Annotated in this window: 1 protein-coding gene and 1 pseudogene; both read left to right on the forward strand. The window is 53.2% G+C overall.

Annotation, left to right across the window (positions count from 1 at the left end; genetic code table 11):
- Positions 1-689, forward strand: a 689-nt coding sequence (locus tag R7Z41_RS24325; RefSeq protein WP_318141683.1) for a PD-(D/E)XK nuclease family protein, incomplete at its 5' end; no start/stop codon positions are given.
- Positions 689-1,081: pseudogene (locus R7Z41_RS24330) on the forward strand (hypothetical protein); the annotation flags it as partial. The gene R7Z41_RS24325 and the pseudogene R7Z41_RS24330, both read left to right, overlap by 1 nt.

Consider the following 1,081-nt stretch of genomic DNA (forward strand, 5'->3'; position numbering starts at 1 on the left):
GGACGTTCTTGCACAGTTTGTTTGAAGACCTGGATTTTACCCAGCCGGTTGACCCGAACTGGGTGCGGGAAAAACTGGAACTCGGCGGCTTTGAATCGCAGTGGGAACCGGTATTGACCGAGTGGATCACGGCTGTCCTCCAGGCACCTCTCAATGAAACCGGCGTAAGCCTGAGTCAACTTTCCGCCCGCAATAAACAGGTGGAGATGGAGTTTTATCTGCCGATTAGTGAACCGCTTATCGCCAGTCAGCTTGATACGTTAATCCGCCAGTTTGACCCGCTATCCGCAGGCTGCCCGCCGCTGGAGTTCATGCAGGTACGTGGCATGTTAAAAGGCTTTATCGACCTGGTATTCCGCCACGAAGGGCGTTATTACCTGCTCGACTATAAATCCAACTGGCTGGGTGAAGACAGTTCGGCTTACACCCAACAGGCTATGGCAGCAGCGATGCAGGCACACCGCTATGATCTGCAATATCAGCTTTATACCCTGGCGCTGCATCGTTATCTGCGCCATCGCATTGCTGATTACGACTATGATCGTCACTTTGGCGGCGTTATCTATCTGTTCCTGCGTGGCGTTGATAAAGAACATCCGCAACAGGGGATTTACACAACCCGACCCAACGCCGGGTTGATTGCCCTGATGGATGAGATGTTTGCCGGTATGACCCTGGAGGAGGCGTAATGAAATTGCAAAAGCAATTACTGGAAGCTGTGGAGCACAAACAGCTACGCCCGCTGGATGTGCAATTTGCCCTGACCGTGGCGGGAGATGAACATCCTGCCGTCACCCTCGCGGCGGCACTGTTAAGTCATGATGCCGGAGAGGGACACGTCTGTTTGCCGCTTTCACGACTGGAAAATAACGAGGCGTCGCATCCGCTGTTGGCGACCTGTGTCAGTGAAATCGGTGAGCTACAAAATTGGGAAGAATGCTTGCTGGCTTCTCAAGCGGTCAGCAGGGGAGATGAACCCACGCCGATGATCCTCTGTGGCGATCGTCTTTATTTGAATCGCATGTGGTGTAACGAGCGGACGGTAGCGCGCTTCTTCAATGAGGTGAATCATGCCATTGAG

The organism is Vibrio sp. 1457 (assembly GCF_033340195.1).
Lineage (GTDB): Bacteria > Pseudomonadota > Gammaproteobacteria > Enterobacterales > Vibrionaceae > Vibrio > Vibrio alginolyticus.